Below are 24,478 nucleotides of genomic sequence, written 5' to 3' on the forward strand. Positions count from 1 at the left end.
GTCGAGGGCACGGATTGTCGAATCCGCGACAGCCGCAAGACTCTGCCCGGTTTGCGAGCTTTGCAGAAGTACGCCGTCCGCGTCGGCGGCGGCGTCAATCACCGCATGGGCCTCGGCGACGCCGCCCTCATCAAGGACAACCACGTCGTAGCGGCGGGCTCGGTCGTCAACGCCCTGCGCGCCGTCCGCGACCTGAACCCGAACATCGAATGCGAGGTCGAGGTGGACAGCCTCGAACAACTCGACGCCGTCCTCGCCGAAGACGTGGAACTGGTCCTGCTGGACAACTTCCCGCTCTGGGCCACCCAGGCCGCCGTCCAGCGCCGCAACACCCGCTCACCGCGAACGAAACTCGAATCCTCCGGCGGCCTGACCCTGGACGCCGCCGCCGACTACGCGCGCACCGGCGTCGACTACCTGGCCGTCGGCGCACTCACCCATTCGGTGCGCGTGCTGGATCTGGGTCTGGATATGTGATTCCGCCTCAGCGGCGGTAGTTGGGCTGGTTGATGGTCCCGCAGCCGCCGCAATCCGGGCACCAGCTGTACGAGCCGTCGTCGCCGTAGAGTTTTCCGCCGCCTCCGCAGAAGCCGCAGTACCGCCAGCCCCGTTCGGGGGCGACATTGTCGAGGACGACATTCAGGAATAACGCGGAAAACGCCATGCTGATACACCTCGCGGCTAGTGGGATCCCAAACATATTGGGACCTGCCGCGCCATCTGTCCCGGAAACGGGGCAACCAGCCCGATAAGGTGGGTTTACAGTCCGAATTCGCGCGGATCCAGGTGCAGCACCTGACAGGCTTCCTTGACGGCGGCGACCTCGTGCGCGTCGAAGCTGCCGTCGGCATTGCCGATCATGATTCCGATTTGCACCACGGCGCGGGCCTCGGTGTCCTTGCCGGTCGCCTTGGCGATCTGCTGCATGACATACGCGCGTCCGAATGCCGGATCCATGGTGATCCGATTGCAATTGTCCTCGAACAGGTTTCGTAATTAATCGGTCGGAAAGTGCTGCAGGATCGGGTCCGCCCCGATCAGCTGCGCCACCCGCATGCGCTCCTCGGGATCGATACTGCCGTCGGCCGCCGCGACCAGCGCGCAAATCCCCATGGTCGCATCCCGAAACGACCCGCCCCGCAACTCGTTCCGCTTGGTGAGCAACTGCTCCCGCCACTTCGGCGCGCTCTCCAGCAACCGGCTGATCGAGTGGGCGTTGGAGACGAGACGGTGCAGGAAAGCCATGACACACTCCGAATACGCGCTGATGTACCACCCGAACCCTAACAGCCTGCCGCCCGGTAGGCGCCTGCGAATTTATTCGATGACAATCGGCTGGGCAATCGGTCGGGTAATCGGTCGCTCAGGCGGTGAGCTCGCGTTCCAGCGGCGTGCGGAAGCGGGGTATGGGGCGGATATCGCCGTACCAGGCGGTCATGCGGGCGACCTCGGACTCGATCCACGATTTCGCGTCCGCGCCGACGTCTTCCAGTAGCCGCCAGACGATTTCGCCATCGGGACGCTGCGCCCAGCCGCCGACGATGCGACCGTCCCACCAGACGGTGGGGCCGATATTGCCGTTGCGGTCGAAGAGCGCGGGAGCGTGCTCGCCCAGGTACCACTCACGGGACTGCCAGCCCATGGGAGTCGGGTCGAGGGCGGGCAGCAGCGCCGCCCACGGTTCGGGCGCAGGGACCGGATCCAGATCGTCGGCGAGGACCAGGCCGGGCGTGCCGTCCAGATCCACCTCCGCGGTGTCCAAGTGGGACAGGGCTTTCCGGACGTCGCCCAGCGTCCAGCCGGTCCACCATTTGATATTGCTCACGGGCGCGGGGCCGAAGGCATACAGCCACCGCCGCACCAGTTCGGCACGGGCCTCGTCGGCGGGGATCGTCGGAATGCCCGCGGGGAGCCAGGATTCGATGGGAGCCCAGGTGTACTGACTGCTCGACCATGTGCCATTGGGTCGGCCGCGGACGATACGGCCCTCCGCGCCGAGCGTCACCAGCACCCAGGTGGTGATATTGGTCGGCTTCGAATAGGGCTTGCCGGGGGCGGCGTCGACCTGGGTGCGTAACCGCGGCACGTCCTTGCTCAGCTGGGCGCCAGTGGCGCTGCCGCGGGACAGGAGCGCCTGATGCGTTTCGGCTTCCACCTCCGCCCACCAGGCGGTGATATCGCCCTCGACGACTCCGGCCTGATCGACGTAGCGGCTGTAGGTCTTGCGCTGCTTGTGGGCCAGCGCGTCGGCGCACGAGGCTTGCAGCACGGGGACCAGGTCGAGCGGAGCGATGAACATGGTGCGGCGCATGGCCAGCAGTCGCAGCAGTGTGCGGTCGTCGTAGAGCGCCTTCTCCACATGACCGGGCTCGATGGTCCGCGAGCGCGCCGCGACCGACAGGTAGACCGTCGCCGGATCGGTGGCGTGCAGGACGACCATGGACCGCACGATCTCGGTGACGTCATCGGTCCGCTCGGCAGTCGCCAGCCGATGCCGCACCGCCAACCGGGCCCGCCGCTCCGCGACATCCATCGAACGCATGCGCGAATCGTAGCCGCTCGCACTGGTACCGCGGCGAGAATCCGGGCATCGGGCGCACCGTGCTGTGGGGCTGGAGTCAGGGCGGCATCACCGGCGGGCTCGCCGCGGCCTACGCGCCACCGGGCACCTTCGACTACTGGGTCAGCACTTTCGGGCACGCGGACAACTTCACCGCCTGGCTGAAAGCCGCTGCGCTGAACGGGAACATGCGCGCGCAGATCGAGCGGGACGCGGGCGGCTGCATGCCGCTGCTGTGCCCGCAGCCCTATGCCGACCGCTCGCCCGCCCTGCTGGCCGGGCGCATCGGGGTGCGGCGCACACTGCTCGTGCATGGCGCCGACGATGCGGTGGTGCCGTACGCGACCACACTGGAAATGCGGACCGCGCTGGCGCTCAGCGGCAAGCCGGTCTCGGTGTACACCATCGTCTCCGGGCGCGATCCGGATGGTCGCGTGGTCCCCGGATTCCACTGCCCGAGCCCGGCATTCGCCGAATCCGCCTGCGTCGTCGAGCGATTGCTGCTCGGCACCGAGCCGGTCGACGGCGGCGACCGCGACTATCTTGTGGATATCGGTGCGGGCGTGAATTCCGCCCCGCCCGCTCCGCCGAATGCGAAGTGCGCGGCCTGAACCCGCCTCCGATCTATACCCTCGAAGGGGACATGCACAGCGATTCGGGGTGGTGCGCATGAAGATCGTCGTAGCGGGAGCGATCGGGCGGCCGCTGGCGACCGCGCAATCAGCGTGACTCGGGATGAGTGACGGGACAGAGTGTCACCAGATGCTCGATACCGGCGAAGTCGGCGGGGTTGACGGTAAAGAGCGGCAGTCCGTGCACAGAGGCTATCGAGGCGATCATGAGATCGATCCTGCGCGGCTTCGGATTTCGTCCAGCGGCGAGAACTGCTGCGACAATATGGCCGTACCGTCGTGCTGCGCGAGCATCGAATGGGACCGGCTCGAAAAGCGCCTCTGCGTTCTGAATGCGTTCGATGCGCCGGGCCCGCTCCGCGGGATCGGTCGTGAAGTGTGGCCCCGCGGCGAGTTCGGCCATCGTTATCGAACTGGTGAGGATCTCGGCGGGCAACTCATCCGGATCGACGGCATCGATGAGGATCAAGACATCGGTATCGACCAGGCCGCGCTCATGGACGGTGGTCACGAGTCGCTGCCCGGCGCGAACTCGCCACGGCGGTAGGCGCGGTCGTACGGGTCGTACAACGAGTCGTCGACGAAGCCGTTGTCTTCGGCGCCGCCCGAAAGCCCGGTGAACGCGGCGATTACCTCGTCACGAGGCACCGCCGTACGCCGTCGGGCGTGGCGGTGCGGCACCAGATCAGCAACTGCCGTGCCGTCGACCGTGACCGTGTACGACCGTCCGGCGCGCACCTCGCGCAAGATTCGGCTGGCCTCGTTGCGAAGTTCACGCTGCGGGATTTCGGGCAGCTCGGCGGGTATGCCCATCCTTTAATCGTAACGGCCGTGACTACGTGGTCGCTACAGATGCGCTACACCAAATATGCCCCGCTACGTGCGGCCGGTGGCGTGCACTGCTCGACTCTGCGCGGACCGGGAACAGGTCAAGGAGTATTACGGTTGCTCGGGGAGGCAGGGGCTCGACGCGGAGCCCCGCAGGGCAGAGAGGCAGTGATGAACACCCCGGTCGATCCGACCTACACCTGGAACGGCGCGGAGCTGGATCTCGACGCGTACCTGGCCCGCATCGGCTACACCGGCGAGCGCACGCCCACGCTGGAAACCCTGCGCGGCCTGGTCTACGCGCACACCACCAGCATGCCGTTCGAGAATCTGGAGATCATCTTCGGCCGCGGCGTTCCCCTGGATCTGGCGACCTTGCAGGACAAGATGATCCGGCGCCGCCGCGGCGGCTACTGCTACGAGAACGTCGGACTGTTCGCGGCCGCCCTGGAGCGAATCGGATTCGAGTTCACCGGATTGTCCGGTCGCGTCACCATGGGCGCCACCGCCCTGCGCCCGCCCACCCACGCCCTGCTGCGCGTCCTGCCGGAGGACGACGACCGCGCCTGGCTGGCGGATATCGGTTTCGGCGCGGGCCCGCTCGGACCCATCGAGCTCGCCCCCGATCGCGGCGAATTCTCCCTCGGCGCATGGCGTTACCGCCTGGAGCTGGGCACCGGCGCCCTCGGCAGCGAGCTGTGGACCCTGCACCAGCTCGGCCCCGAGGGCTGGATCTCCCGGCACACCTTCACGATGAACCCGCAGTACCGGATCGACTACGCGGTCGGCAACCACTACGTGGCCACCTCGCCGCGCTCGCCGTTCGTCGCCCGCCCGTTCGTGCAGCGTTTCCTCCCGGACGCGCACCACACCCTCGACGGCACCGTCGTGACCACGGTCCGCCCCGACGGCGGCTCCGACACCCGGAACCTGGAACCGGCCGAACTACCGAAGGTTCTCGCGGAGGTGTTCGACATCGAACTCGACGCGGCCGATGCGGCGCTCCTCACTCGGGCGGATTGGGCCGCGATGCGCTGACCTGCGGATACCTGAATACAGTTACGCCGAAGTCACGTGAATGCGGCGAAGATCTCACCGAGATCTCGCTCATATCTCACGCTGACGTCGGCGCGACGCGCAGCGCCCGCTACACTCGTGCGGGGAAACAAGCGGGCAACCGCCTCGTCACAGTCGTCTCGGAATAGAACTTCGGAGTAGTGCCATCGAAACCGGCCAAGTGATCGCAGGGCATTACCGCCTGGTCGAACGGATTGGTAGCGGCGGCACAGGTGTCGTCTGGCGGGCCGTCGACGAACGGCTGGAACGCTCGGTGGCGATCAAGCAGATCATCACCCAAGCAAGCCTGTCGCCCGCCGACAAGGACATCGTGCGGCAGCGCGCCGCGCGGGAAGCCCGCAATGCCGCCCGCTTCCAGCATCCCAATGCCATCGTCGTCTTCGACATCACCGAGCACGAGGGCGACCCGTGCCTGGTGATGGAGTACCTGGCGTCGCAGAGTCTCGCCGTCGTGCTGTCCTCGCAGGGCACACTGCCGCTGCCGCAGGTGGCGCGCATCGGTGAGCAGATCGCGTCGGCGCTGATCGCCGCGCACCGCTCCGGCATCGTGCACCGCGATGTGAAGCCGGGCAATATCCTGCTCGGCGACAACGGCGCCGTGAAGATCACCGACTTCGGCATTTCCAAGGCCAAGGGCGATGTCACCCTCACGGCCACCGGATTGATCTCCGGCACCGCCGCCTACCTCGCACCCGAGGTGGCGCGCGGCGCGGAACCGTCACCGGCCGCCGATGTCTTCTCCCTCGGCGCGACGCTGTTCCACGCGCTCGAAGGGGAGCCGCCCTACGGCACCAACCCGAATCCGCTCGCCCTGCTGTACGCGGCGGCGAACGGGCAGATCGGCGAACCGCGCAATGCCGGACCCCTCGGTGACCTGCTGCTGAGCCTGCTCAGCTTCGAGCCGGAGGACCGGCCGAGCATGCACGAGGTGCGCGACATCATGGCGGACTTCGCCGAGGTCGGGCCCGATGCCGCCGCCACCCGCGTGCTGGCGCAGCGGCGCGGCGGGGTGCAGGAGCGGCCCGCTGAACCGGTCACCCCGCGCCCGCCGCGGCCCGCGCCGCGTCCGGTCACCCGGCAGATGGATCGCCGCGCCGCGAACCTCGACCTGCCGACCGGCGCCATGAGCCAGGCCGCGCTGCTGGCGACACCGCCGCCGCAGCCGCCCGTCTCGGCCAGACCGCCGACCCAGTCCACGCCCGGGCCGTATCACGAGGAACCGCGCTCCAAGCGGAAGTTCGTGGTGGCGGCGCTGGTCGCGGCCGTCGTGGTGGCCGGTGCGGTCATCTTCGGCGTGCTCAGCTCCGGCGACTCGGGTAATACGGGTACCGATGCGGGCAGTGTCTCGGCAACCAAGGAATCCACCTCGGCGACCACCAAGCCCGGTTCGGCCGCGCTGGGGCAGACCAAGAGCGTCGGCCAGGTCGGCGTGCTGGAAGCCGCCGATGTGATTCAGAAGTTCTATGACGGGCTCGTCTACCTGAACTTCTCGGAGGCCTGGGCGCAGCTCACGCCCGCCGCGCAGCAGGTCTACGGCAATCAGCAGGCGTTCACGAACTATTGGACGTCGAACCGGGTCACCCGGTACTCGGAGATCAGCGGCGCGCGCGGCAACGACAGCCAGAACTCCGATGGTTCGGTGGACATGGCGGTGGCCAGCGTGACCTACGGCAGCAAGAACAAGTCGATGAACCTGCGGGTGGTCGACACCGGCAGCGGGCTGCTGATCGACAGCGACACGAAATAGCCGAAATCGGACAATAGCACTGCGCCGCAACGGAATCCGGTGCGGCGCAGTGCTGTATCGGTTGCGGGGGAGTGCTGGAACGGCTGCGGGGGTGCCCGTGCCTGCCGTGCCGGTTGTGGCCCAGCTGTATCGGTTGTGGGCGGTGCTGTGTCGGTGTGCGGCAGCGCTTCCCGGTATCCGGGGCTGTTTCCGGGCGTGGGCGATTCGACCGAGGCGATGCCGGGGCGTGCGCGTTCGCGGGCGGTCCGACTCGCCGGGGTGGGAGCGCGGCGGCTCGTCGTGCGCGGGGCAGACTGGCCGGGTGAATCATCAACTGGGCGCGATCGTCTGTGCGTTGCTCGCCGCGCTGTGCTTCGCGGTGGCGGCGGTCGCCCAGCAGCATGCGGCGGCGGGGGTGGGGGAGGACGAATCGCTGGTGCGGGAACTGCTGCGCAATCCGCGCTGGTGGGCGGGGATCGGCGGGGACGCGACCGGGTACGGATTGCAGGTGGTCGCGCTCGCCCTGGGCGCGGTGCTGCTGGTGCAGCCGATTCTGGTGAGTGCGCTGGTGTTCGCGCTGCCGCTCTCGGCCCGGATCAACCGGCGCGGTATATCGGCGCGCACCTGGGCCATCGCGCTGGCGCTGGTCGCGGCGCTGGCGTGCTTCCTGATCGTCGGGAATCCGACCGAAGGGAATTCCACTGCGCCGCTGGGGGACTGGATAGTCCCCTTGGCAGTTCTGCTCGGGTTGATCGGCGCGGCCGTGGCGGCCGGGGGCGCGACCCGCGATCCGGCGCGGCGGGCATTGCTGCTCGGCGCGGCGGGTGGCTCGCTGTTCGGGCTGGCCGCGGCGCTCACCGTGTATGTGACCGGGCTGTTCGAGCACGGTCTCGGCCAGGTGCTCGGCAGCTGGCAGACCTGGGCGCTGGTGACCGCCGGTGTGACCGGGGTGTACTTGCAGCAGCGCGCCTTTCAAGCCGGACCCCTGGCCGCCTCGCTGCCCGCCGTCACCATTGCCGAGCCGCTGGCGGCGGCCTTCATCGGTGTCGGCGTGCTCGGGGAACGGCTGCGCACAGGGGGTTTCGGGCTGGTCGTCATCGCGTTGACGGTGGTCGTCATGTGCGTCGCGACGGTGCGGCTGTCGCGGGTGCAGGCCGAGGTGTGACCCCTATCGCAATGCGATTGCGGTGGTTAGCCTTTCGATATGAACGTACGCCAGATGCTCGAAGACGAGCGCGGGGAGCTGGTCGAACTGCTTCGTTCGCTGTCCGCGGAGCAATGGGAAACACCGTCATTGTGCGCGGGCTGGACGGTCCGGGATGTGGTGTGCCACTTGCAGACCGATACCGTCTCACTGTCCAGTTACGGCTTGCTCGGCCTGCGCAGCCTGTTCTCGGTGGACCGCATCAACAACGGACTGGTCGAGCGGTTCCGGCCGATGCCCGCCGACGTCCTGGTCGAGCGGCTGGCCACCACCTCCGGCTGGTTCTCGCGGCTGTCCCCGGGCCTGGCGCTGTCCGATACCTTCGTGCACCAGCAGGACATTCGGCGACCGCTCGGCCTCGAACGCAATGTGCCCGCCGAACGGCTCGTTCACGTCCTCACCAATCCGGATCCCTTCGCCGCACCGGGACGCTATATGAAGGGCCTGCGCTGGGAGGCCACCGATATCGACTGGTCCAAGGGATCCGGCCCGGCCGTACGCGGGCCCGGCGAAGCGCTGGCGCTGGCCATGGTCGGCCGGGCGGTCGCGGTCGCCGAACTCGAGGGCGACGGCGTCGCCCTAGTCCGGGAGCGCTGCAAACGCTGAGCTGGCGACCAATCCGGTGAGGAGGTGCAGGGCGGCGGCGCTGGGGGAGTCCGGTTCCACCGTGTGCGCGACCAGTCCCTGATCGGGATCATCGGGCAGCCGCAGGGTTTCGAAGCCGAGATCGAGGCGCCCGACCACCGGATGCCGGTAGATGTAGCGGCCGTGGGTCTTGTCCTTGAGTTCGTGGCGCTGCCACAGGTCGCGGAATTCCGCGCTGGCCGTGGACAAATCGTCGATGAGGGCGGCGATATCCGGATCGCCCGGATTGCGGGCGGCGTCCAGGCGGAGATAGGCGACCACATCGGAGGCCTTCGCGGGCCAATCCTCGTACAGCTCGCGCATGCCCTCGTCGAGGAAGACCAGACGTGCCAGATTGCGCTCGCGCGGCGGCATTGCACCGAAATCGGTGATCAGGGCCGCCGCCAGGCGATTCCACGCCAGTACGGTGGTGCCGCGGCCGACAATGTAGGCGGGGACATCGGAGGCCGAATCCAGGAGGCGCCGCAGACCCGGGCGCACCTGCTGTTTCGCGGGCGGCTCCTCGCCGTCCCAGGGCCGCGCCAGGCGATAGAGGTGATCGCGTTCCACCGGGTTCAGCCGCAGCGCCCGCGCCACCGCATCCAGCACCGACTCCGAGAAGTGCAGGGTGCGGCCCTGTTCCAGGCGCACATAGTGATCCACGCTGACTCCGGCCAGCAGCGCCAGCTCTTCGCGGCGCAGACCGGGGACCCGGCGGCGCGCGGTGTGATCCACGAGGCCGACCTCCTCGGGCCGCAGCCGGGCGCGGCGGGAGCGCAGGAATTCGCCTAGTTCGGCACGACGGTCCAAGGTCATGCGACCAGTATCCAGGGGCTCGGAAACCGGAGCCTGGTCATGGCGTGCCCAGGCTCGCGCGGCACTGTCTACCCCGCTTGCGATTCGCGAAAGTAGTGGTCACAGCCGGAACGGATCCGGCACACGAGGAGATTCGCATGACTACGACCCGTCCCTTCGGTGACACCGGGATGGACATCACCCCGCTCGGCTTCGGCACCTGGGTGATCGCAGGCTCCGGCTGGCAGTACTCCTAGGGCGCCACCGAGGACGCCGACTCGATCGCCGCCATCCGGCACGCGGTCGGCAGCGGCATCAACTGGCTCGATACCGCACCCGCCTACGGCCTCGGCCACGCCGAAACCCTGGTCGGCAAGGCGCTCGCCGACATTCCCGAATCCGAACGGCCGTACCTGTTCACCAAGACCGGACTCATCTGGGAGGAGGGCGACGACCGCACCGGGCCGCCGCGCCACATCATGCGGCCGGACGCCATCCGCCGCGAGCTGGAAGAGTCACTGCGCCGCCTGCGCGTCGAGCAGATCGACCTCTATCAGGTGCACTGGCCCGACACCGGCGCGGTCTTCGTCTACGGCGGCGAGGGCGAAGGCATCGCCACGCCCACTCCGCTCGAGGAGTACTGGCAGGTCATGGCGGACCTGAAGCGGGAAGGCAAGGTTCGCGCCATCGGCCTGTCCAATCACAGTGCCGCCGAACTGGATCGCGCCGAGGCTGTGGCCCATGTCGACGCCATCCAGCCGGCCTTCTCCGCCATCAACCGCACCGCCGCCCCCGAAATCGCCTGGGCCCACGCCCACGACACCGGCGTCATCGTCTACTCGCCCCTGCAGTCCGGCCTGCTCACCGGCGCCTTCACCGGCGACCGCGTCCTCGCCACCGACGACTGGCGTTCCGCCAACCCGGATTTCACCACCGGCCTGCCCGCCAACCTGGCCCTGGTCGACGCCCTGCGCCCGATCGCGGCCCGCCACGACGTGACCGTCGCGGAAATCGCATTGGCATGGGCGACCTCGTGGCCCGGCATTACCGGCGCCATTGTCGGCGCGCGCACCCCCGCGCAGATCGACGGCTGGTCCGGCGCCGCCGAGGTGCGGCTCACCCCCGCCGATCTGGACGAGATCGCGACCGCCATCGCCGACACCGGCGCAGGCTCCGGGCCAGCCCGCGCATAATCACGGAGCCCGACCCCAACCGATTCGCGAATACCGCACCACCCCAAGGAGATCCCACACATGTCGCTGCACGTCGTCGCCGAGTTCCGCGCCAAGACCGGCCAGGAGGACCGCCTGCGCACCGCCCTCGAAGCCATGATCGAGCCCTCCCTCGCCGAGGCAGGCTGCCTGGTCTACCAGCCCTTCACCAACCCCAACGATCCCGCACACATGGTGCTGATCGAGGAGTGGACCGGCGCCCCCGCCCTCGACGAGCACTTCACCACCCCGCACTTCCACCACATCGTCGGCGTGCTGGAAACCATCCTGGCCGAGCCCATGATCGTCCGCCGCCTCGTCGCCGAGTAAATCCCGCGGGTCCTCGATTTCCCGCCGCCCCCAGGGCCGGAGGGTCGACAATGCAGAGGTCCGGCCCTGCGGAGGAGGCGGGGATGTCCGCATCGGAAATGGTGGCGGGCACGGTCCTCGCCGGTCATGCCATCGCGGAGCGCCTGGGGTCCGGCGGCCTGGACGGCCGGGCGCAGGTCGGCGATTTCGGGATCGACTGATCCCGCCAGGTGTCGAAGGTGGCTGTCGTCGGGGCACTGGGAGTCTGTACTCTCGAATTCGTGATCTCGCGGATTCAATCGACGGCGCTGCTGGTGTTCGCGCTTGTCGTGTCCGCGTGGACGGTGCTCTTCCTGGCGGCGGCCGAGCCCAATTCGCTGATCGTGCTCGGTGCGGCGGCGATTGTCGCGCTGACCGCGGCGCTGCTCGCTACGCGCGGGCCGGTGTTGGTGGTTACGGCGAATTCCGGGCCGCCCGAGTCGGCGGGGCGCCGGTTGCGCGGGGCGTTCCTGCGACAGAGCAATCCTGATACTGCGGGGCGGCCGCGGCCGCGTGCACCCGGGGGGATCCTGGCCTGACCCTGCCTCGAGACGGCACGGTCGGGCCCTTCGCTGCCCCGATTCGCTTCACCCGCGCGCTGTCGCGGGTGCCTCGCAGTGAGGTCCCATCCCATGCTCGATTTCATCAATTACCCCGTGTCCGGTGTGCTCTGGCTGTGGCATACGGCGTTCGCCTCGATCTTCGGAACGACCGTCGGCCTGGCCTGGGTGCTGGCCATCGTCTTTCTCGTCATGACGTTGCGCGCACTGTTGCTGCGCCCCTTCATCGCCCAGGTTCGCTTCCAGCGCGGACTGGCCACAATGCAACCGCATGTCCAGGAGATCCAGCGCAAATACAAGGGCGACCGCGAACGCCAAGCCGCCGAAATCGCCAAGCTGCAGAAGGAACACGGCGTCAATGTCCTGCTCGGCTGCCTGCCGATCGTGGCGCAGTCGCTCGTGTTCATCGGCCTGTTCCATGTGCTGCGGTCGTTCCAGAACGCCGACACCGCCAACTATGTCTTCGCGCCCGCGCAGGTGCAGTCCTTCCTGCAGACCGAACTGTTCGGCGCACCGCTGGCCGCGACCCTCGGCAGTGCCGGTGACGCCTTCGGTTCCGTTGCGCTCGTGGCCATTCCGCTGATGATCATCGCCGCCATCGCCACCCACTTCACCGCCCGCTTCTCGGTGGCGCGGCAGCGGGAGACGGCCACCGCCGCACCCAATGCGGAGGTGAACTTGATGAACAACCTGTCGCTGTGGGTGTTTCCGGTCGGTGTGCTGGTGGCGGGCGCGGTGCTCCCGGTGGCGATCCTGCTCTACTTCGTCACCCAGAACGCGTGGACATTCGTGCAGCAGCACCTCGTCTACCGCCGCCTGGACGCCGAGGCGGCGACCGTGCCCTGAATCGGCGGAAATCTTTCGGTCGGGACCAAACCGGTGCGGGCGGCAGCGCGAAATCCTTCCGCAGCGCGCTCCACGATTCATTCATCCGGCGGCCTTTCGGGGCCGCACGACCGAAGGAATGACCCGTCATGAAGCTCTTGCAGCGTTCCGCCGCGGCCGGTCTCGTCCTGCTCGCGGCGGGCCTGACCGCCTGCTCCAATGATTCGGACTCCAAGGATTCCGCATCGGCGACCACCACCAGCGCCACGGCCACCGCCGCGGGCGAGAACCTGGTGGGTCCCGGTTGCAAGGAGTACGCCGAGCAGGTGCCGACCGGACCCGGTTCGGTCAGCGGTATGGCACAGGATCCGGTGGCCACGGCCGCCTCCAATAATCCGATGCTGAAGACCCTGGTCGCGGCGGTATCGGGACAGCTGAACCCGCAGGTGAATCTGGTCGACACCCTCAACGGCGGTCAGTTCACGGTCTTCGCGCCGGTGGATTCCGCCTTCGCGAAGATCCAGGCGGAGACGATCGACGCGCTGAAGACCGATTCGGCCGGACTCACCCGGATTCTCACCTACCACGTGGTGCCCGGGCAGATCGCACCCGACAAGATCGCGGGCACGCACAAGACCGTCGAGGGCGCGGATGTGACCGTGACCCGGACCGGTGACGACATCAAAGTCGCTGATGCCGCCGTCGTCTGCGGTGGCGTGAAGACGGCCAATGCCACGGTGTACATGATCGACACCGTGCTCATGCCGCCTGCGTGACCGATCACGACATCACGCCGGTCGTGCCGCCCGGGACGGATATCGAACTGTCCCGGCGGCTCGCGGAGCTGATCGCCGCGGTGGGCGGCGGCGACCGCGCCGCCTTCACCACGCTGTACCGGCTCACCAGCCACCGGGTCTTCGGCCTGGCCCTGCGCATGCTGCGCAGCCGCGCCGCCGCCGATGAGGTCGCGCAGGAGGTGTATCTCCAAGTGTGGTCACTGGCCGACCGTTACGACCCGCACATGGCGAGCCCCATGGGCTGGATCATGATGCTCACCCACCGGCGGGCCGTCGACCGCATCCGCAGCGAACGCTCCGCCGCCGGAAGGGATCTGGTGTACGGCCACACCCATCTCGATCGCGATCACGATGCCGTGGCCGAGGCGGTCGAGCAGGGCTTCGAGGAACGCGCGATGGTGCGCTGCCTCGGCGCACTCACCGAATTACAGCGCCACAGCATCGTTCTCGCCTACTACGGCGGGCAGACCTACCCGGAGATCGCCGACCACCTCGGCACCGCGGTATCCACCGTGAAAACCCGCATCCGCGACGGGCTCCGGCGACTGTCGGCCTGCCTGACGGAAGGGGATCTGCCATGAGCGCCGCCGGACCCGACACCGATCTGTTCGCCCTCGCCTACCCTTACGCCCTCGACGCCGTGACAGACCACGAACGCGCCGACATCGAACAACGGCGCGAGCGAGCCGACCGGGGCGCACGAGCGGCCTTCGACGCCACGGTGTCGGCGATATGGGTCACCCTGGCCGCCCTCACGGTCCGCGATGCGCGAACGGCCCCAATGGAATTGGAGCAGCGAGTGGGTCGTGCACTGGATCGGTCCGAGCTCGGTCGAAGCCGGGTGAATCCCGGTGACGACGGTCGCTCCGAGAGTGCACGCGGCTCGTCGGGGAGCGCCGGACACGGTCACCGAGAGCCCGGCTCCAGCGAACCGGGAAGCGCCCGGGACGACCGACTCGGGCGCGCTGCCGAAGGTGCCAGCGGTCGTGCGGGGTCCCCGGGATTCGGGCTCGGCCCGCTGTCTCGGCTGGATCGGCTGGCCGCGGCGCTGGTGCTGGCGGTGGTGCTCGGCACTCTCGGTTTTCTGCTGGTCCACCGTGATTCACCCCCGCCGGTCCAGCCTCCGTCTGCGGTGCGGATCGACAGGCAGGCCGACGCGCGCACCCGTACGGTACCGATGACCGGCGGCGGCGAACTCGTGGTGCGCACCTCGGCGTCGCTGTCGGCTGTCGCGATCGAATTCGCCGGTGTTCCAGCGCTTCCGGTGGATCGGTCCTACCAGGTGTGGCTGGTGCCGCTGGGCGGAACGCCGGTCTCGGCGGCTGTTCTCAGCGCCGTGCCGGAGCGGCCCTTGACCCTTGCCTTCGTCGCGGACGACACGCTGGCGCTCACGGTGGAACCGGCGGGCGGCTCGCCACAGCCGACCACCACACCGATCGCCGCCCTGCACCTCACCTGAGTGGGCAGCATGAATTCCCCTGTCCGGCAGTCGAGTCGATCGAGCAGCTCGGTGCGAGCGGTGGTGGCGGGCGGGCTGGCGGCGGCGACCGTGTTGGGGGTGGGGCATCTGGTCGCGGTATTCGTCGATCCGGCGGCGTCGCCGTTCTATGTGCTGGGTGCGACGATGGTCGACAACACGCCGCATACGTTGAAGGATTTCGCGATTCGGCAGTTCGGGAGCAAGGACAAGCAGGTGCTGTTCGCGTCCATGGCCGTCGTTATGGCCATCGGCGCGGCGCTGATCGGTGTGCTGGAACGGCGTAGATCACCGCTGGGCAGTGCGCTGTTGCTCGGGCTCGGCATGCTCACGGCGGTGGCCGCGTTGTCCCGGCCGATCGCCGACTGGTGGTTCGCCGCCCCGGCGCTCGTGGGCACACTCGCCGGAATCGCGGTGCTGCGGTTGCTGATCACCGGTGGAAACCGCCGTGGCGCACCGGTTGCGGAGGAACCCTCACGGCGACGCTTCCTCACTCTCGCGGCAGGCGCGGGCGCGCTCGCGCTGGGCGCGGCCACCGCGGGCCGACTCCTCGCCGAGCGGCTGCGGAATATCGCCGCCGACCGCGCGCGGTTCCTCCTGCCCGCACCGGTTTCACCCGCACCCGCTGTGGCACCGGGTTTTTCACTGCCAGTGGACGGCATCACGTCGTTCGTCACCTCGAACGAGCGCTTCTACCGGGTCGACACCGCGTTACAGCTGCCCACGGTCACCAGTGCGGACTGGCGGTTGCGCGTGCACGGAATGGTGGACCGGACAGTGGAATTCGATATGGACAGGTTGCGCTCGCGCGCAGCGGTGGAACGACTCGTCACGATTGCGTGCGTCTCCAACGAGGTCGGCGGCGAACTGGCGGGCAATGCCCGCTGGCTCGGCTACCCGCTGCGAGATCTGCTCGCCGAGGCCGGACCACATTCGGATGCCGATATGCTCCTCTCGCGGAGCGCCGACGGATTCACCGCAGGTGCCCCCTTGTCCGCCGTCTTCGACGGCCGCGACGCCCTGCTGGCCATAGGCATGAACGGCGCACCCCTCCCACTCGACCACGGCTACCCCGCACGCCTCATCGTCCCCGGCCTCTACGGCTACGTCTCCGCCACCAAATGGGTTGTGGACCTGGAGATCACCCGCTTCGACCGCGCCACCGCCTACTGGACCGAACGCGGCTGGGCCGATCGCGCTCCCATCGAAACCGCCTCCCGCATAGACGTCCCCGCCGCCTTCGCCACCATCGCGGCAGGCCCCGTCACCGTCGCGGGCGTCGCCTGGGCACAGCGGCGCGGCATAGCCGCGGTCGAGGTCCGAGTGGACGAACAACCCTGGCAGCCCGCGACTCTGGCGGCCGAGTACTCCATCGACGCCTGGCGGCAATGGACCTTCCGCTGGAATGCCACACCCGGCACCCACACGCTGACCGTGCGCTCCATGGACGGCACGGGGCAGTTGCAGACCGATGTGCGCACGCCGCCGTTCCCGGATGGATCGACCGGCTGGCACACCCGCGTCGTCACCGTCCGCTGAGCGCTACGGGCAGGGGCGGACGTAGGGGACCGTGGGGAGTAGGTCGCGCCATTGTTGTTCGTCGATGTGGTCCGAGGTTGTGGCGCAGAGCATGTCGGCTACGGCGGCGGGGTCGGTGTACCAGAGGACGGAGATGCGGTCGCCCATGGCGAAGAGGCGGGATTCGTCTCGGGGGAGGAAGGAGAGGAACCAGGTCCAGCCGACGGGGGCGGTGAGGGGGCGCCGGTGGGGGTGAGGGTGGCGTCGGTGAGGGTCCAGAGGCGGGCGGTGCGGTCGTCGCCGCCGGAGGCCAGGCGGCGGCCGTCGTGGTCGAAGGTCAGGGTGCGGACGGCGCCGACGTGGGCGCGGGTGGTGGCGAGTTGGGTGGGGTGGGTGGGGTCGGTGACGTCCCAGAGGCGGACCGTGCCGTCATTGTCGCCGGTGACGAGGCGGCGGCCGTCGGGGGTGAAGCGCAGGGTGCGGACTATGACGTCGCCGGTGTCGATGGTGTGGTGGGTTGGGTTTGCCGGGTCGGCGAGGTCCCAGAGGTGGATGTGGGTGGCGGCGTCCGCGGCCGCGACCAGGGCGCCGGATGGGGACAGGTCGGCCGCTTGCAGGTCGCGGTCGGAACCGGTGAGGGGCGGGCCGAGGGGGCGGGCGGAACGGTCCGGAACGTCCCACAGTTGGAGGGCATTGTCCGGTGCTCCGGTGAGCAGGCGAGTGCCGTCGGAGGTGAAAACCACGGTGGGGACGAGGTTTTCGCCCAGCGACGGTCCGGCAGGGGTGGGACGGCTCGGGTCGCGGATATCCCACAGCCGGACGGCGCCGTCACCGGCGGTCGCCAGCATGGCGCCCGTCGGGGCGGACGGCGAGCCGGATGCCGCCGGAATCGGTTGGGGCGGCGGTGAATTCGCCGAGACGACGGCCCTGCTGGGGGTCGGTGACATCCCACAGCGCGACCCGGCCGTCGCGCAGGCCGCTGGCCAGCAGGCGGCCGTCGCGGTCCAGCCCGGCGTCGGTGAGCGCGCCGTCGAACACGATGGGCACGTGCACCATCGAGGCGGTCCAGGTGCTGATGGTGCCGTCGGAACCGGCGGTGACCAACTCGTTGTCGGACAGGGCCGCCACCGATTCCGCGGAACCGCCGCTGCCCTGCGCATGCCAGCCGGTGGGCAGCACCCGCTCGTGATCGTGGGTGTCCCAGAAGCGCAGTGCGCCATCGGATCCCGCCGCGACCAGCACCTGACCGCGGCGGCTGAAGGCCAGGCCCGTGATCGGCACCCGGCGGGCGTGCTCGCTCGCGATGAGCCGCGGCCGCTGCGGATCGCGGGCATCCCAGACCTGGAGCAGGCCGTCGGCGGTACCGGCCGCGAGCAGGTGATCCGAGCCCAGCGCCAGCGCCGTGAGCGCACCGGGCACCGTCAGCGGCGCGCCGGACGGGGTGAGCCGCCCGCCGTCGGCCGTCCACAGGCGCACGACGCCGTCCTCGGACCCGCTGGCCAGGTCGGCGGTATCGGGTCCCAGCGCCAGCGCGCGCACCGACCCGGAATGCGCGGCAATCGCATCGACCTTCCGGATCGATTGCGGCACAGTGGTATCCAGGGTCGACAGGCCGCCGTCATCGGTGGCTGCCACCACGGTCCGGCCATCGCCCAGATAGGTCAGCCTGGTCACGGGCGCACCGATATCCACGGATCCGGCCCGCACGGCCGCCCGGGGATCGCGCACATCCCAGACCTGGACGACGCCGTCCTCACCGCCGCTCACCAGTGTCTCGCCCGCCGGGTCGAAGGCCACCGCCGACACCGAATCACGGTGCCCGCTCAGCGGTTCGCCCAAGGCGCCGATGGACCGGGTATCGGACAGATCCCACAGCCGGACCGTCGCGTCGGTGCCCGCGCTCGCCGCCAGCCGTCGGCCCGGACTCAGTGCCAGCCCGGCCACCGGCCCGGCGTGCGTGACCGCCGAGGTGACGTTCACCGGCAGGCTCTGCGCCGCGAGCAACCGGCTCCGGGCGGTCGGCGACTGCTCGTTCATCCGGTATCCGGCCAGCGCGAGCTGCACCGACAGTCCGGGGTCGATCTCCTGCAGCCGTTGAGATTCGCTGATTATCTCGCCGAGCCAGGCCCCGCGCCGTTCCTGCGTCACCGTGACCCGGCCCGTGAAGACCGCGAGCGCCAGCACCAGGGCAATGGCCACCAGCGCGGCGATCCCGGCCTGCAGCAATCGTTTCCGCAGCATGCGGCGACGCTGCCGAATCGTGGACTCGGACAGGAACTCTCGCGCCACCCGATTCGAGGTGTCGGTGCGCCGCAACCAGGTGAGGGCATCCTCGAGCCGGGTGCGGCGATAGAGCAGTCGCGGGGGCCTGCCGTGTGCCGCCCACTCCCGCGCATCGGCCTCGATGCGCGGCCGCACCGCCGTGAACTGCCGTTCCTCGGCGAGCCATTCGGCCATCCGCGGCCAGGCGGTGAGCAGCCCGTCGTGCACTAGTTCGATCTCGTCGCGGTGCCGCACCACAATGCGCACCTTGGTCAGCCACGCGATCACCGCAGCCGTCGCCTCCGGATCCTCGGCCTCCCGGATCAGCACCTCCGGCGAGAGCCGATTGCGTTGCGCGGCGGTCGGTCCCAGGAAGACCAGGTTCACCAGCACGGTCCGCGCCGCCGCCCGATCGCGATCACTCATGAGCGACCAGAGCGTCTCGCAGCCCTTCGCGACCGCGCCCGCGACACCGCCGGATTCGCGGCACGCGTCCAGGGTCAAGGTAGTGCCGCGCCGGTTCTCCCAGGTCGTGGCGAGCACATAGGACAGCATGGGCAGCCGGATCGGACTGTGCGGCGCGAAGCTCGACAGCTCCCGCAGCAGCACCTCGATCAGGCTGTCCTCGATCTTGAGCCCGGTGGCGGCTGCGGGCCGGGTGATGGCCTCGCGCATCTCCGCATCCGACATGGGTTCCAGCAGCAGCGTCGGATTCGACAGCGGCGCCAGCGCCGGATGATTCGCCAGATCGGTGAGATAGGCGCTGTCGCACGCCAATACGACCGTCGTACGCGGTTCGGCCTCCGGCGCGGTCAGCTCCACCAACCGGTTGAAGAAACCGTCCGCGACCTCGGCAGCGCAGCGCGCGAAGAGGAATTCGCCGCGATCCACCAGCACCAGCCCCGGCCCGGGCGCGGATTCGGCCTGATCGATCAGCTCCCACAATCCGGCCGCGGCCGCGGCGCGGCCGAAGAACAGATCGGCGTCCTCCGGCCGATAGGCCGCCAGCCCCCGATAGGGCGCGCGACCCGTATCGGCCCGCGGCTCCTGCACCGCCCGCGAACTCTGCCAGTCCGCATGCCAGCGCCGCATATCCAGCAGGGCCGGATCCAGCCGCGGATCGGGCGGCCGCGCCCGAGTCTGCCCGATGAGCACCTCCAGCACCGGCAGGATCGATTCGAAGGTGGCCGGAATGCGATGCCAGTGCCGCCAATCGCTGATGCGCTGCGCCGTGATCGGCGTGCAGCCGGGCCGAATCCGCGTATTCGCGGCGCGGATCACCGATTTCACCGTCGGCGCCCCGGCTGCGGCGAACAAGGCCGAGAGCCGCGCGGCGAAGGCGGCCCGGCTGTCGGAGCCGCCGTCCGCCCCGCCGATCGAATCCGATTGGCGGGGCAGCCGAGTCGCGTCGGTGTCCGGCAATGGCGCCGCCTACCGCCGCACGCCCGGACCGGGCTGCGGTGTGATCGTGGATTCGGCGAGCACCGAGGAACAGGACAAGCGCATACCCTCCACCGACGTATCGAGCGCGTGCAGAGCTTGCTGAACCGATTCGACGGTGTCCGGCGCCGGACTGGCCCCGTCGATGGCCTGACCGAGCCGGGTTAGCGCGTCGTGCAATGCGGACCCGGCGTCGCCGACGGCGGTGAAGGCCCGCCGGGACAAGGGCGAATCCATGGTATCGGTCGCGGCGTCGAACTCGGCGTCGATGGCGGCCGACAGGCGCGCCGCCTCGCGGACCCGGCGGCCGACCTCGCCCACGTCACCGCGCTCGGAGGCGGGGCCGATCCCGTTCAGCTGGTTGGACAGGGATGTGAAGGTGTTCTGCAGGCGGCCGACGCTGCGGCTGCCGACCGTGCAGTCGGCGGTATCGGGATCCGGGCCCGCGCCGGGCGCGGACTGCTCGCCGGAGCAGCCTGCCAGTGCGGCGACTGTCATCGTGGCCGCCACGATGACAGTCGCCGCCCGGCGCGCCCGATCAGGCGACATGGGACAACCCGGTGAGCAAGGCGTTCTGCACGGCCGGGAGGAAGCCCAGATTCGCCACCAGGGCCATGCCCAGACCGAGCCGGGTCCACCGGTGCCGATTCCACCAGCCCACCGGGCCGGGGCGGCGGTGACGGGGCCGGGGCGCGGCCTCGCCCACATTCTCCTCGTAGTATCCGTAACCCACAGGGGCGGAACGGATGTCGATCAGGCCGCCGACCGGATCGACGGTGCTGGTGCCCACGGATCTGAATTCCAGCATGGCGTACTCCTCGAACGTCGGGGACGGGTCAGGAGATGGTGTCGTGCCACGGCCGCGTCAGGGCGTCGTAGACGTCCTGCGTGAAGCGGCCGCGGCCCACGAGATCGCCCAGCACGGCCGCGGTCACGGCCTGGCTGACCACGGTGAGCGTGCCGATGAAGCCCAGCGATTGCAGCAACCCGGCGATATCGCCGCCCGCCGTCGCGGGAGCCGAGACCGATTGCCCGGCAACGAGTCCCGCGATCTGCACATTGCGGGAGCGGCCGAACTCCTTGGCCGTCTCGCTCGCGATCTGCAGCGGCTGCGGATCTTCCGAGGGCTGGCCGAGGCCGGACAGCAGCCCGGCCAGCCCGCCGGTGCCGCCGCCGGTCAGCGCCGCCATTCCGGCCTGCATCTGCTTACCGGCCTCGGCATTGAGCCGCTCCCGTTCCTCCGCGGTGAGCTGGGCGGCGCGCTCCACGATCCGCACCACCGCCCGCCACTGCGGGCCGTACAGGTATTCCAGATGCAGGGCCGGATCGGACGGATCGAATCCCGCGGTGTTCTCGTTGGTTTCGACATTCATGACGAACTCCTTGTTTTCCGAGGGGATGGGAGAGGGGATTTCGATGACGCTCACACGCCGACCGAGACGAGGCGCCGGGTGTCGTTGTCCTGCAAGCCGTCCGCGGCGTCGCTGCCGAGCAGGGGAATGTCGGCGTGTGCGACGGGCGCGGCGACCGGCCGGGCCGCGGGCGCCAGCAGCGCCTGCAATCCGGCGATGACCTGGTCCAGGCTCGCGGTATCGGTAATGCTGTCGAGGAACTGGCTGCCGGTCGCCGCCGACCCGCCACTGCCCTGCCCGTCCTGGGCCGCGCGAATGGCGGAGATGACATACGACCGGAATCCCGGATCCAGTAGCAACAGCAGCGGCAGCAGCACCAGCGCCACCAGTGCGGCCAGCGCCAGCGGTGCGCCGAGCGCGGTACCGGCCAGCAGCAGCGGCAGTCCGAGCGCGAGCGCCGGGATGGCCACCGCCGCCGCGACGGCCACGGCCGGAATGGCCACCGCCGCCAGGGCGGCCAGTGCCAGCGCGCCCAGTCCGGTCGCGCCACCGGCGGCGACGGCCGCCAGCACCGGCAGGGCCAGCGCAATGGCGAACGCGCCCACCGGAATCGCCAGCAGGAGCAGCGGCAGCAGGGCGAGGGCGATCACCCCGACCAGGGCCAGCGGCACACCGACGGCCAGCAGCGGAATGCCGATCACCGCGACCGCGGCCAGGCCGAGGGCCGCCACCGGAGTCGCCGCGGCCGCCACCGCGCCGAGCGCCGCCAGCGCCAGGATCGGCAGGGCCGCCGCGACCAGTGCGGCCAGTGCGGCCGCGATGGGAGCCAGGGCCAGGACCGCCAGCACGCCCAGGATCACCGGGGCGGAGAAATCGATGGCCATGGTCACCAGCCAGGCGGCGAGCGCGAATCCCTTGACGGCGACCCACAATCCGCCCGCCAGGATGAGCGCCAGCAGCGGCACCCCGAGCAGACCCAGGGCGCTGATGCCCAGCGCCGCACCGGCCACGGTCAGCCCGGCCACCAGGAACGGCAGCCAGACCGCGCCGATGGCGAGGGCGATGACCGGCGACAGCGCGGTGGACAGGATGGGCGCGAACGGGCCCACGATCAGGAACGGCAGCGTGAGCACCACGGCCAGCGCCAGCGCGGCCACGCCGACCGGCAGCATGGCGATCACCGCGGCCAGCGCCACGCCGAAGGTCAGAGCCGCACCGGCCACGAATTCCGCACCCAGAATGGCCAATCCGGCCGCCAGGACGGCGCTGATGACCACACCGGCCACCACGGTGGCCGCGATCGCCACCGGAATCGCCGCCAGCAGGAACGGCGGGAACAGCGCGGCCGCGTAGACGAACGAGGTGATGATCAGCAGCGCGGTGAGCGCCAGCGGAATACCGCTGGCCACGGTCAGCACGCCGACCAGACCCATGAGCAGACCGGTCACGATCGCCGTGCCGCCGATACCGGCCAGCACCGTGAGCAGCTGCGCGCCCAACAGGAACGGCAGGGCCAGCAGCGCGATCGGCGGATTGATGACGATCAGCGCGCCCAGCGTCAGCGTCAGCATGGCGAAGGACAGCACATTGATCGCCAGTCCGCCCACCGCCGTGACCGCGACCGCCGCCAGCGCCCAGGCGATCATGAGACCGGTCAGCGCGATGAATCCGCCCAGGGTGAAGACGAAATTCAGCGCGACCAGACCCATGGTCGCCGCCGCCACGACGGCCGCGAAGGCGATGAGTGCGGGCAGTACGAACGGAATCGTGTACGGCATCAGCAGCATGAGCAGGCCGCCCACGATCACCGTGCCCGATGCCCAGGTCACCGCCGACACCAGGATGAATGTGGTGCACAGCGCCACCAGCAGGCCCGAAATGCCCGCGGCGCCGAACAGGAACAGCAGGCCGAGTGCGGCAGGAATGCCGACCAGCACCGCCAGGAACAGCGGCGCGAGCAGCGGGCCCACCACCGGCAGCGCGAAAACCAGTGCCGCCGTGGCGATCAGGCCCGCGATGACCGCGACCCCGGAGGCGATGGCGCCGCCCGCGGCCACGGTCGATCAGCTCGGTGATGGGATCGCGCGTGCTGTCCGGATCCCGGCGGGAACCGGCGGCCTCGATGGCCCGGGTCACGAAGTTCAGCAGATCCTGCACCGGCTGCCGCAGCGGACCGGACGGGAACGTGGTGTCCGCCCACCCCGCCAGCTGCCGCAGATCCAGACCCGAACCCGCCACCTCGGCCGCGGCGGCCGCGATCTCGGTGATCGGCGCGGCGACCGGTCCGAGCAGACCGGACAACTGGGGAGCACCGCCCGGAACCGTGCCGACCGCCGGGGTGGTGGCGGGACCGCCGGGGGCCGGTGCGGCCTGCTGCGGAGCCTGGGGAATCCACGGCGCCACCGGGGTTCCCGCGGTGGCATCGCTCAGCGCACCCATGGCCTGATCGAGCACGCCCTGCGCCGCGGGACCCAGATCCGGGCCGAGCACCGTGCCGAGGTCCGGGACCGCATTGCCGATGGCGGTGCCGAGACCCGGGACGGCATTGCCGATGGCCGTGCCGAGTTCCGGCAGCGGCGCGCCGAGGTCCGGAATATCGAGCGTCGGCTGCCCGGGTGCGCCGATGGCCGGGCGCGCCAGATCACCGGGGGAGACGGGCGGGACGAGGGGCGCGGGCGCCTGGGCCGTGGCCTCACCGGTCGTCACCATGACGGTGGCCAGCGAGGCGAAGGCCGCCGCCGCGTAGAGACCGCGGCGATTGCGCTTGCACTCCTTCTGCTGCCGGGCGGCGCGCTTGGTCGTCCGGGTGCGTGCGAGTGATGCGGACATGGCAGGAACCTTTCGATCGACAGGGATCTGCAATCAGGCCGGGCCGGTTTCCCTGGCCGCACAATTCGCTCGTGACACACCGCCCTCGGCGCCCAGGGCCGGGCCGATGCGGGTATGCGCGAGCCCGCCGATATCGCGGCACCGGATGAAGGCGTGCTGTCCGGCGCCCGCTCCGGGCGGGCAGGAGAGGGTGATCTCGTTGGGCACCGAATCATCGGTGACGCACTCGGTAGCCGGTTCGGCCGCAGCCTCGACCGGCGCCCCGAGTACCGCGCCCGGAAAGGTGAGTGCGGTGAACGCAGCTAATGCCGCGAGTTTGCCGATGCAGGTCATCGGTCGATGGTCCGAAGGCGGACCCGGGAGGGTCAATGTGACCGGGGCTACAAACGGTTAGTATGTGCAGGTCGTAGACG

At 69.6% G+C, this 24,478-nt stretch carries 29 protein-coding genes and 1 pseudogene; 16 read left to right on the forward strand and 14 right to left on the reverse strand.

Annotated features, from left to right (window positions below; genetic code table 11):
• Positions 1-477: nicotinate-nucleotide diphosphorylase (locus NC4_RS31775; protein WP_369690807.1), on the forward strand; the 477-nt coding region annotated here is incomplete at its 5' end.
• A 7-nt stretch (positions 478-484) separates the two neighbouring features.
• On the opposite strand, the gene NC4_RS31780 is transcribed toward NC4_RS31775, so the two are convergent.
• The 4 genes from NC4_RS31780 to NC4_RS31790 form a co-directional block, all read right to left on the reverse strand.
• Positions 485-664: a hypothetical protein gene (locus tag NC4_RS31780; protein ID WP_067545868.1), complete on the reverse strand. Its 180-nt coding sequence runs from the start codon at positions 662-664 to the stop codon at positions 485-487.
• Between the two features lie 95 nt (positions 665-759).
• Positions 760-957, reverse strand: coding sequence for a TerB family tellurite resistance protein (locus tag NC4_RS43515; RefSeq protein WP_245722079.1), 198 nt, complete (start codon positions 955-957; stop codon positions 760-762).
• Between the two features lie 39 nt (positions 958-996).
• Positions 997-1,245: a tellurite resistance TerB family protein gene (locus NC4_RS43520; RefSeq protein ID WP_245722080.1), complete on the reverse strand. Its 249-nt coding sequence runs from the start codon at positions 1,243-1,245 to the stop codon at positions 997-999.
• A 118-nt stretch (positions 1,246-1,363) separates the two neighbouring features.
• Positions 1,364-2,542, reverse strand: a complete 1,179-nt coding sequence (locus NC4_RS31790; protein WP_067545870.1) for a winged helix DNA-binding domain-containing protein — start codon at positions 2,540-2,542, stop codon at positions 1,364-1,366.
• A 59-nt stretch (positions 2,543-2,601) separates the two neighbouring features.
• Here NC4_RS31790 and NC4_RS31795 point away from each other — a divergent pair, with 59 nt between their 5' ends.
• Positions 2,602-3,171, forward strand: coding sequence for an alpha/beta hydrolase family protein (locus tag NC4_RS31795; RefSeq protein WP_067545872.1), 570 nt, complete (start codon positions 2,602-2,604; stop codon positions 3,169-3,171).
• Positions 3,172-3,280: 109 nt separating this feature from the next.
• On the opposite strand, the gene NC4_RS31800 is transcribed toward NC4_RS31795, so the two are convergent.
• Positions 3,281-3,703 carry a type II toxin-antitoxin system VapC family toxin gene (locus tag NC4_RS31800; protein WP_067545875.1) on the reverse strand — a complete coding sequence of 141 codons (423 nt, stop codon included), beginning with the start codon at positions 3,701-3,703 and terminating at the stop codon, positions 3,281-3,283.
• Complete coding sequence (locus tag NC4_RS31805; protein ID WP_067545879.1) at positions 3,700-4,005, reverse strand: type II toxin-antitoxin system Phd/YefM family antitoxin; 306 nt, start codon at positions 4,003-4,005, stop codon at positions 3,700-3,702. The genes NC4_RS31800 and NC4_RS31805 overlap by 4 nt, the downstream gene beginning before the upstream one ends.
• A 186-nt stretch (positions 4,006-4,191) precedes the next feature.
• Between NC4_RS31805 and NC4_RS31810 the strand changes: the two genes are divergently transcribed.
• The 4 genes from NC4_RS31810 to NC4_RS31825 all read left to right on the forward strand — a co-directional run bounded on the left by NC4_RS31810 (position 4,192) and on the right by NC4_RS31825 (position 8,633).
• A complete protein-coding gene (locus tag NC4_RS31810) occupies positions 4,192-5,058 on the forward strand; it encodes an arylamine N-acetyltransferase family protein (protein ID WP_067545882.1) in 867 nt (288 codons plus the stop codon).
• A gap of 199 nt (positions 5,059-5,257) precedes the next feature.
• The gene (locus NC4_RS31815; RefSeq protein ID WP_067545885.1) at positions 5,258-6,844 is read left to right on the forward strand and encodes a serine/threonine-protein kinase; all 1,587 of its coding nucleotides are present in this window, start codon (positions 5,258-5,260) and stop codon (positions 6,842-6,844) included.
• 301 nt (positions 6,845-7,145) lie between these two features.
• Positions 7,146-7,988, forward strand: a complete 843-nt coding sequence (locus tag NC4_RS31820; protein ID WP_067545888.1) for a DMT family transporter — start codon at positions 7,146-7,148, stop codon at positions 7,986-7,988.
• A gap of 39 nt (positions 7,989-8,027) precedes the next feature.
• The gene (locus NC4_RS31825; RefSeq protein WP_067545891.1) at positions 8,028-8,633 is read left to right on the forward strand and encodes a maleylpyruvate isomerase family mycothiol-dependent enzyme; all 606 of its coding nucleotides are present in this window, start codon (positions 8,028-8,030) and stop codon (positions 8,631-8,633) included.
• Here NC4_RS31825 and NC4_RS31830 read toward each other — a convergent pair.
• Entirely contained in the window at positions 8,607-9,467 is an 861-nt protein-coding gene (locus NC4_RS31830; RefSeq protein WP_067545894.1) for a helix-turn-helix transcriptional regulator, read from the reverse strand. The two genes, NC4_RS31825 and NC4_RS31830, sit on opposite strands and share 27 nt — an antisense overlap.
• A 251-nt stretch (positions 9,468-9,718) precedes the next feature.
• On the opposite strand from NC4_RS31830, the pseudogene NC4_RS31835 reads away from it, so the two are divergent.
• From NC4_RS31835 to NC4_RS31870, 8 genes and pseudogenes are all read left to right on the forward strand, one after another.
• Positions 9,719-10,639: pseudogene (locus tag NC4_RS31835) on the forward strand (aldo/keto reductase); the annotation flags it as partial.
• 60 nt (positions 10,640-10,699) lie between these two features.
• Positions 10,700-10,987, forward strand: coding sequence for a putative quinol monooxygenase (locus tag NC4_RS31840; RefSeq protein ID WP_067545898.1), 288 nt, complete (start codon positions 10,700-10,702; stop codon positions 10,985-10,987).
• 260 nt (positions 10,988-11,247) lie between these two features.
• Positions 11,248-11,544, forward strand: a complete 297-nt coding sequence (locus tag NC4_RS31845; RefSeq protein WP_067546177.1) for a DUF6412 domain-containing protein — start codon at positions 11,248-11,250, stop codon at positions 11,542-11,544.
• Between the two features lie 93 nt (positions 11,545-11,637).
• A complete protein-coding gene (yidC, locus tag NC4_RS31850) occupies positions 11,638-12,411 on the forward strand; it encodes a membrane protein insertase YidC (protein ID WP_067545901.1) in 774 nt (257 codons plus the stop codon).
• A gap of 128 nt (positions 12,412-12,539) precedes the next feature.
• Positions 12,540-13,166 (forward strand): fasciclin domain-containing protein, encoded by a 627-nt coding sequence (locus NC4_RS31855; protein ID WP_067545904.1) that lies wholly within the window; start codon positions 12,540-12,542, stop codon positions 13,164-13,166.
• Positions 13,163-13,768: an ECF RNA polymerase sigma factor SigK gene (sigK, locus tag NC4_RS31860; protein ID WP_067545907.1), complete on the forward strand. Its 606-nt coding sequence runs from the start codon at positions 13,163-13,165 to the stop codon at positions 13,766-13,768. Before NC4_RS31855 ends, sigK begins: the two co-directional genes overlap by 4 nt.
• Positions 13,765-14,646 carry an anti-sigma factor gene (locus tag NC4_RS31865; protein ID WP_067545910.1) on the forward strand — a complete coding sequence of 294 codons (882 nt, stop codon included), beginning with the start codon at positions 13,765-13,767 and terminating at the stop codon, positions 14,644-14,646. The genes sigK and NC4_RS31865 overlap by 4 nt, the downstream gene beginning before the upstream one ends.
• Before the next feature lie 9 nt (positions 14,647-14,655).
• Positions 14,656-16,203 carry a molybdopterin-dependent oxidoreductase gene (locus NC4_RS31870; protein ID WP_067546180.1) on the forward strand — a complete coding sequence of 516 codons (1,548 nt, stop codon included), beginning with the start codon at positions 14,656-14,658 and terminating at the stop codon, positions 16,201-16,203.
• 98 nt (positions 16,204-16,301) lie between these two features.
• Here NC4_RS31870 and NC4_RS31875 read toward each other — a convergent pair whose 3' ends face one another.
• From NC4_RS31875 to NC4_RS31900, 6 genes are read right to left on the reverse strand one after another with little or no spacing between them, the layout of a single operon-like run.
• A complete protein-coding gene (locus tag NC4_RS31875; protein WP_067545913.1) occupies positions 16,302-17,030 on the reverse strand; it encodes a WD40 repeat domain-containing protein in 729 nt (242 codons plus the stop codon).
• On the reverse strand, positions 17,011-19,866 hold the full coding sequence (locus tag NC4_RS31880) for a WD40 repeat domain-containing protein (RefSeq protein WP_067545916.1): 2,856 nt from the start codon (positions 19,864-19,866) through the stop codon (positions 17,011-17,013). The genes NC4_RS31875 and NC4_RS31880 overlap by 20 nt, the downstream gene beginning before the upstream one ends.
• A gap of 9 nt (positions 19,867-19,875) precedes the next feature.
• On the reverse strand, positions 19,876-20,382 hold the full coding sequence (locus tag NC4_RS31885) for a hypothetical protein (protein ID WP_157555350.1): 507 nt from the start codon (positions 20,380-20,382) through the stop codon (positions 19,876-19,878).
• A gap of 40 nt (positions 20,383-20,422) precedes the next feature.
• Positions 20,423-20,692, reverse strand: a complete 270-nt coding sequence (locus NC4_RS31890) for a hypothetical protein (RefSeq protein ID WP_067545921.1) — start codon at positions 20,690-20,692, stop codon at positions 20,423-20,425.
• A gap of 28 nt (positions 20,693-20,720) precedes the next feature.
• Complete coding sequence (locus tag NC4_RS31895) at positions 20,721-21,257, reverse strand: hypothetical protein (protein ID WP_084529979.1); 537 nt, start codon at positions 21,255-21,257, stop codon at positions 20,721-20,723.
• Positions 21,258-21,307: 50 nt separating this feature from the next.
• The gene (locus tag NC4_RS31900; protein WP_067545928.1) at positions 21,308-23,293 is read right to left on the reverse strand and encodes a hypothetical protein; all 1,986 of its coding nucleotides are present in this window, start codon (positions 23,291-23,293) and stop codon (positions 21,308-21,310) included.
• Between the two features lie 29 nt (positions 23,294-23,322).
• Here NC4_RS31900 and NC4_RS41920 point away from each other — a divergent pair, with 29 nt between their 5' ends.
• A complete protein-coding gene (locus tag NC4_RS41920; RefSeq protein ID WP_157555351.1) occupies positions 23,323-23,682 on the forward strand; it encodes a hypothetical protein in 360 nt (119 codons plus the stop codon).
• A gap of 72 nt (positions 23,683-23,754) precedes the next feature.
• A complete protein-coding gene (locus NC4_RS41925; RefSeq protein ID WP_157555352.1) occupies positions 23,755-23,982 on the forward strand; it encodes a hypothetical protein in 228 nt (75 codons plus the stop codon).
• Between the two features lie 116 nt (positions 23,983-24,098).
• Here the strand turns inward: NC4_RS41925 and NC4_RS31910 are convergent, their stop codons facing one another.
• Entirely contained in the window at positions 24,099-24,398 is a 300-nt protein-coding gene (locus tag NC4_RS31910; RefSeq protein WP_067545934.1) for a hypothetical protein, read from the reverse strand.
• Between the last annotated feature and the right edge of the window lie 80 nt (positions 24,399-24,478).

Origin of the sequence: Nocardia crassostreae (genome assembly GCF_001613405.1) — a bacterium.
GTDB classification, from domain to species: Bacteria; Actinomycetota; Actinomycetes; order Mycobacteriales; family Mycobacteriaceae; genus Nocardia; species Nocardia crassostreae.

Excerpts from the sequence above, each read along its gene's own strand:
- NC4_RS31780 (WP_067545868.1), bottom strand. The coding sequence starts at position 664 with ATGGCGTTTTCCGCGTTATTCCTGAATGTCGTCCTCGACAATGTCGCC.
- NC4_RS43515 (WP_245722079.1), bottom strand. The coding sequence starts at position 957 with ATGGATCCGGCATTCGGACGCGCGTATGTCATGCAGCAGATCGCCAAG.
- NC4_RS43520 (WP_245722080.1), bottom strand. The coding sequence starts at position 1,245 with ATGGCTTTCCTGCACCGTCTCGTCTCCAACGCCCACTCGATCAGCCGG.
- NC4_RS31790 (WP_067545870.1), bottom strand. The coding sequence starts at position 2,542 with ATGCGTTCGATGGATGTCGCGGAGCGGCGGGCCCGGTTGGCGGTGCGG.
- NC4_RS31805 (WP_067545879.1), bottom strand. The coding sequence starts at position 4,005 with ATGGGCATACCCGCCGAGCTGCCCGAAATCCCGCAGCGTGAACTTCGC.
- NC4_RS31810 (WP_067545882.1), top strand. The coding sequence starts at position 4,192 with ATGAACACCCCGGTCGATCCGACCTACACCTGGAACGGCGCGGAGCTG.
- NC4_RS31825 (WP_067545891.1), top strand. The coding sequence starts at position 8,028 with ATGAACGTACGCCAGATGCTCGAAGACGAGCGCGGGGAGCTGGTCGAA.
- NC4_RS31830 (WP_067545894.1), bottom strand. The coding sequence starts at position 9,467 with ATGACCTTGGACCGTCGTGCCGAACTAGGCGAATTCCTGCGCTCCCGC.
- NC4_RS31840 (WP_067545898.1), top strand. The coding sequence starts at position 10,700 with ATGTCGCTGCACGTCGTCGCCGAGTTCCGCGCCAAGACCGGCCAGGAG.
- yidC (WP_067545901.1), top strand. The coding sequence starts at position 11,638 with ATGCTCGATTTCATCAATTACCCCGTGTCCGGTGTGCTCTGGCTGTGG.
- NC4_RS31855 (WP_067545904.1), top strand. The coding sequence starts at position 12,540 with ATGAAGCTCTTGCAGCGTTCCGCCGCGGCCGGTCTCGTCCTGCTCGCG.
- NC4_RS31865 (WP_067545910.1), top strand. The coding sequence starts at position 13,765 with ATGAGCGCCGCCGGACCCGACACCGATCTGTTCGCCCTCGCCTACCCT.
- NC4_RS31870 (WP_067546180.1), top strand. The coding sequence starts at position 14,656 with ATGAATTCCCCTGTCCGGCAGTCGAGTCGATCGAGCAGCTCGGTGCGA.
- NC4_RS31875 (WP_067545913.1), bottom strand. The coding sequence starts at position 17,030 with ATGCTGGCGACCGCCGGTGACGGCGCCGTCCGGCTGTGGGATATCCGC.
- NC4_RS31885 (WP_157555350.1), bottom strand. The coding sequence starts at position 20,382 with ATGACAGTCGCCGCACTGGCAGGCTGCTCCGGCGAGCAGTCCGCGCCC.
- NC4_RS31890 (WP_067545921.1), bottom strand. The coding sequence starts at position 20,692 with ATGCTGGAATTCAGATCCGTGGGCACCAGCACCGTCGATCCGGTCGGC.
- NC4_RS31895 (WP_084529979.1), bottom strand. The coding sequence starts at position 21,257 with ATGAATGTCGAAACCAACGAGAACACCGCGGGATTCGATCCGTCCGAT.
- NC4_RS41925 (WP_157555352.1), top strand. The coding sequence starts at position 23,755 with ATGGCGGTGCCGAGACCCGGGACGGCATTGCCGATGGCCGTGCCGAGT.
- NC4_RS31910 (WP_067545934.1), bottom strand. The coding sequence starts at position 24,398 with ATGACCTGCATCGGCAAACTCGCGGCATTAGCTGCGTTCACCGCACTC.